Annotated in this window: 3 protein-coding genes; 1 reads left to right on the top strand and 2 read right to left on the bottom strand. The window is 67.2% G+C overall.

From position 1 onward, the window contains the following. Window positions 1-1,078 precede the first annotated feature (1,078 nt). Window positions 1,079-1,252, top strand: coding sequence for a winged helix-turn-helix domain-containing protein (locus tag KBI5_RS19075; protein WP_241883020.1), 174 nt, complete (start codon window positions 1,079-1,081; stop codon window positions 1,250-1,252). Between the two features lie 13 nt (window positions 1,253-1,265). Here the strand turns inward: KBI5_RS19075 and KBI5_RS19080 are convergent, their stop codons facing one another. Together KBI5_RS19080 and KBI5_RS19085 are read right to left on the bottom strand one after the other, a co-directional pair. After that, the gene (locus KBI5_RS19080) at window positions 1,266-1,748 is read right to left on the bottom strand and encodes a transposase (protein WP_157902551.1); all 483 of its coding nucleotides are present in this window, start codon (window positions 1,746-1,748) and stop codon (window positions 1,266-1,268) included. 346 nt (window positions 1,749-2,094) lie between these two features. Then, a partial coding sequence (locus KBI5_RS19085) for a CHAT domain-containing protein (RefSeq protein WP_347272521.1) occupies window positions 2,095-5,456 on the bottom strand: 3,362 nt, incomplete at its 5' end.

Here is a 5,456-nt window from a genome sequence, read left to right on the forward strand (position 1 = left end):
CCAGCCCCGACGACCTTGAGGCGTGGAAACAGCCACCCAGCTGACCAGCGAACTCCTCGCAACACCCAGCGGCGTGACCGACCGTCACGCCGCCCGCGACCATGCACCCACGGGAATTCCGACTACGTACGTCTGAATCGACGGAGGTCGAACGTGACAACGGGTTTCACGGCTTCTAGATCGTAAGGGTTGGGTGAGACTTCCGCGCCCAGCTCGGGCAGGCATCCGATCGGATCGGTGACTCGGTCGAGTTCAAGGCTCGCCTCGAACAGGGATCGTTCGGGTTCGAGACTTACCAGATGGTAGAGAGTGTCTTTGCCGGTCGTGGGTGCTACATCGATGACGGTTCCGTTGAAGACAACAACATCGATGAGGTCAAGCGTCTTCGTGGCCTCGAAGACTTCGTGCACTATCCGCAACGTCATCCAGGCAACGAGCTGCGCATATAGCTTCTTGGCTTCAGGCTCTTTCCACTTTACCGGCCTGACCTCGGGTGCGGTCTTGAATAGCTTGTATTCCCTGATTTCGGGGATCACGGATCGTTGTGGGAATTCGATCTCGATGACGATGTCGTGTTCCTGGGGCCGGTAGGCGATTTTGCGTGCTACGGGGAAGCCGTCGGGATAGGACGTGGCCGCGAGCGCTTGGCCGACGAACCACTCGACCGCTTCCGGGTCACCGTCCAGACACGCCGCCCACTGTGCCGCGATGCGGGCGTTGTGCGCCGCGGCACGGTCGAGGGCCGCAGCCACCTGCTGGTCGTGTCTGGTTCGAGCCGCAGTGAGTTGTCGTAGCCGGTCGGTCTCGACCCGCTGGAACTCGGCCGTGTCGGCTTCCCACGTGCTTCGGGCCGCGTCGAACTCCCGCTGGTATCGACCCGACCCGCCCACCAGCCGGCTGGCCCGACCAGGAGCCGGGGGCTTGTATTGCTCCCAATCCGGCGCCCTACCAGCGATCGCCAGCGATCCCGGCTGAAAGATCGACTGCTTCGGTACTACCTCCAGCGCGGCCACGGTGAAGGCAGGGAGGCCCAAGACGTTGAGTAGCAGGTTCCTGCCCAGCTCTGCGATGTGAGCGGCTGCGGCGGCGGGGCTGGTCGTGCCAGCGGCCCGCCCGGCGGGCGGTTGAACGCGACGACGGTGCGGTGGGGGTGTGGCCGCGGGAGACGTGGCCGCGGGCAAAAAAATCGCTGCGGCCACAGGGTCCTGGATCGTCTTCGAGGACGAGGCCGGGGCTTTCGGACGGGCCGTAGAAGCAGCCGGCGATCACCGCGCGGAACGGGATCCCGGCTGTGCGGGCGTCGGTGACCAGGCCGGCGGCGATCTGCCCCTTGGTCTGGAACGACGGGTCGTTGCGCCCCTCGGGTAGGCAGGGGCCGGCAGGTAGAGCCGGGTGTGCAGCGGGTGGTAGGCCCGCTCGTCGGCCCATGCCGTGGTCACCGCGACGACGCCACGCTCGATGGCCCCGCGGGAACCGAGGTACTGGCGGGAGACTCCCGCGGTGGCGTGCCCGCTCTTGCGGTCCCCGGAGTCGTCGATGACCAGGGCCCCGCCCGGCTGCGGGGCTGTGCCTGGCGCTCTGGCGAGCAGCTCAACCCGCCTACTGTTGATCTTCTGGTGGTCCCAGGAGGACTCCGAGACGAACCACTGCAGCCGCTGGGCCTGYCGGTGCTGGGCRCCRACCACCGGCTCCGCCCCGGCCAGGCAGGTCAGTGTCTTGTTCCGGTCCCGCGGCGCCAGCCAGACCAACCAGACAGTCCCGGAACCCCTGCCGCTGCGCCCGCGACGCGAACAGGTCATCGAACCGGGATGCGTACGCCTCCACGGCGCCGGTGCCGGCGGGCACGGCAGCCGCGCTGTCATCACTGCTCACCCCCATGACCGCAGGCGATCACTTCTCCTTATTCCCTGTTCCCGCTCCCATTACCGATCACAACAAACCACCGCCAGTTACTTTCGCTCCCGGCGCAGGCCTGCCGGTGACCGGATTCGGAACCCCCGCCCGGGCGCTCTGTGCACCTCCTGTCGCCGCGACGGCTTGTCAAGAACCTCACGTAGCAGCTTGGTGGGCTGCTACGGTGTGGGCGTGGCGGCGTCAGGCGCCGACGTGGATGTGGGACGCCCACTGTGACGGGGATCGCGGCGCGTAGTTGCGCTGGGCACGGGTGGCGTTGTGAACGGCCGCGGCCACGTCGCTACCGTCGGCTAGGAACCTGTAGATATTTTCCGCGAGGTCGACGGCGATCTGGTCGTTGATGGGCCACAGCGTGGCGATGACATGCCGATAGCCGGCGAGCTGGAAGGCGGAGGCGAGGTGCATCGCCTCGTCGGAAAGCTCGCCGCCCGGGCGGGCGGTTTCGCACGCGGACAGGTACGCAAGTTCGGCGTCGGTGAGCCTGAGGCGGTTGACGTCCAGAACGGTGAGGGGCTRGTCGTGTAGTAGCAGACGGCTGGTCGATGGGGCGGAGATGGCTGCCTCGCCATGGCAGGCGAAGTGCACCCAGCGTGCCTGCGGCAGGGCGGCCAGCACCGCAGCGCGGGTCGCTTTGTCCTGGACCAGCGTGCTCACCCGYTCGTGCAGAATCCGCGTGAGGATGGCGGCTTCGAGGTGTGCGCCGGGCAGGTCGCCGGCGTCGGGGGTGTGGGGCATCACCACGACCAGCGCGCGCCTGCCCTCGTCGTTCGCTGACGGAAGGCCGACAAGCGTCGCCGCGTCGGGCGCGGTGCGCCGAGCATGGCCCAAGGCGCGGATCGTTGGAGTGTACGAACAGATCACTCTATCGATCAGCGTGTCCGGCGCCGGATCGAATCGAGCCTGGTGATGGCCTGCCGCGTGTACGGGAAGGAACGACAACAGCCCTGACAGGCACCACCACATCCGCGGCCACGAGGTGCCCGTTGCCGGTGGTCCGTGGATGTCCAGGCTTTCCAACACCGGTCCGGCGAGGACGTCCCACAGCCAGCCGAGGACGTTCGAGAGCTCCGTCTCGTCGCCGCGTTCGACAGCCGTCAGGAAAGCGAGGACCTGGTCACCAACGGCTTCTTCAGTGAGGTCCGGCAGGGGTAGGAGCTGCACGCCGGCCGTGGTCAGGATCAGGGCATCGCAACGGATCTCGCTGATGTTGACGGCCACGATCGGCCCCTGGCTCGCGGCGTGCCGAAGATCGTCGATGGTTGGTGGCAGAAGAAAACGCTCGAAGTCCGGCAGGCTGCGGATCTCGGAGACGAGGCTTGCGAACCGCGCCGCGCGGGCATGCCGCCGGTCGGCACCGCGTCGTGCCGTGCCCGTCGCGTCGTTTCCGACGAATGGCGGGGATGCCTGCTCCGCCAGCGGTATGTCGGATCCGTCGAAGGCGGGAGGAGCGTCGAACTCATCCTGAAGCCGCCTGAACAGCGCGGCCTTCTCCGGGTCTCTTGCGGCAAGGAGGGCGAGGTCCGTACGGGCGTCGAGAATCTGGCCGAGGATGACTCCGCGTCCTTGCTCCCAGAGTTCCAGGGCGCGTTCGACCTTGCCGACCTGTAAACACGCTGCGGCGGCCTGCGATCCCAGCCGGGACAGGGTGACGAGACGATACTCCTGGTCTTCGCGGTCAAGGCTGCGCGGCGCGACCTGTCCCAGCAGGTCCACAGCGGTGCTGTAGCCGGCGACAGCCTGCTGCCAGTCGCCCGCGGTGGCCGCCAGGCTCGCCCATGCTCCCGCCGCCTTCGCTCGGATACTGGGTGCTGCCGTTGCCAGCGCGGCGGCACGTCGAAACACGGCGATACTGACATCCCGATCCGCCGGCCTCCCAGTGTGTTCGAAACGGCCCCACAAGGTAAGACCGAGGCCGGACAGGGAAGTGGCAGCATCCGGGTCATCGCCGCGAGCATCGACCGCCATCCGGTACGCCGCCACGGAACCGTCCAGGTCGGGCATGTCTTCTGTCCGGTCAAAGCGGAGATGGAGGGTCTCGCCGAGATTCGACGCCGCGGCCGCGACAAAGGCTCTGTTCTCTTTGGCCTCGGCGGCGGCGAGCGCCGCGCGGGCAGTTTCCACCGCTTCGTCCAGATCTGCGGAGGTACCAGCCAGCCGGGCGCGTCGTGACAGCGCCCTGCAGAGGTTCACCATGACGGGGACCCAAGCCGTGTGCTCCGTCGAGGTGGCAGCCGCCGCCTGCCGGCCGACGGTGACTGCCTCGTCCAGGTCGGCCGCGCGCCCGATTCGATCCGCGCGCAGACCCACCACGGCCCCAAGATTGGTCAGTATCACGGCCCGTTCCGCGTGGCTGGCCGGCGTCGCCACTACCGCCTGCCGGCAGACCTCCACAGCCTCATCCAGGTCAACCAGCAGCCCGACCCGATMAAAACGTGCCCGGAGAATGTTGCCCAGATTGGAGAGACGCCGGGCACGGTCCGGGCTGCCGGGAGGAGTCACAGCCACTGCCCGCCGGGCCGTCTCCACCGCCGTGGTGAGGTCGGAGTCCGTCCCGGTGTGCAGCGCCCGGACCAGCAGCGCAGCACYCAAGTTTCCCAAGACGACCGGAAAGTGCGGATGGCTGGGAGGCGTTACTGTGGCCGCGCGGCCAAAGATATCGATGGCGGCCGTTAGATCCGTCGAGACCCCGGCCTGCACGAAACGCGTCTGCAGCGCGACGRCCAGATTGGTGAGCATCGTCGCGTACTGAGGATGGTGGGCCGGCGTCACATCGACGGCGCGTCGACCCTGTTCCACTGCCTCGTCGAGATCGGCTCGCGCGCCCGTCCACTCGAACCGGGAACGCAGAATGTTACTCAGGTTTGACAGATAACGGCCGCTATTAGGATCTTGTGGCGGGATGACCGCGACCGCCTGCCGGATTGCCTGCAGGGATTCCTCCAGGTCCGCCGGCGACTTCCGGTGCACACATCGCGCCCATAGCGAACCACTGAGACCCGACAGCACCAGGAAGCGGGAAGGGTGGTTCTCCGGTGCCCGGGTGGCGGCCAGCCGGCCGAGGTCGACCGCCTCGTCGATGTCGGAGTCCGAACCCGTCCAGGCGAACCGCGTCTGTAACGCCGTCGCGAGATTGGAAAGGAGCCCGACGTGAAGCGGATGACTCACGGGCGTAACAGCAGACGCGCGTCGGAACAGGGCGATCGCCTCGCTGAGACCGTCGACGTCACCGGTTTTCGTCGACTGGCCGTACAGGTGTTCGGCGCGAAGTGCCAACCTTTCCCGGCTGCTCGGGTTCATGTCAGCCTCGTCAAGGGCGTCACGGATCTCGCTGGGTAGAAGGGTCGGATTCGACCGGTGGACCGATGCCAGCAGTTCCCGTGCCCGCGCCAGGTCCGGCCGGCCATCGTCACCTCCCAGCACAAGATAACGACACCAGTACAGAAGACCGGCCGCGAGCAGAACATCCGTGTCGATGGACGGATCCGGGACGGCGTTCAAGAGCAGCCAGGGCGGCGTGGCCGCCACCCTTTCGTATGAGAATT

This window comes from Frankia sp. KB5, assembly GCF_002099325.1.
GTDB lineage: Bacteria > Actinomycetota > Actinomycetes > Frankiales > Frankiaceae > Frankia > Frankia casuarinae.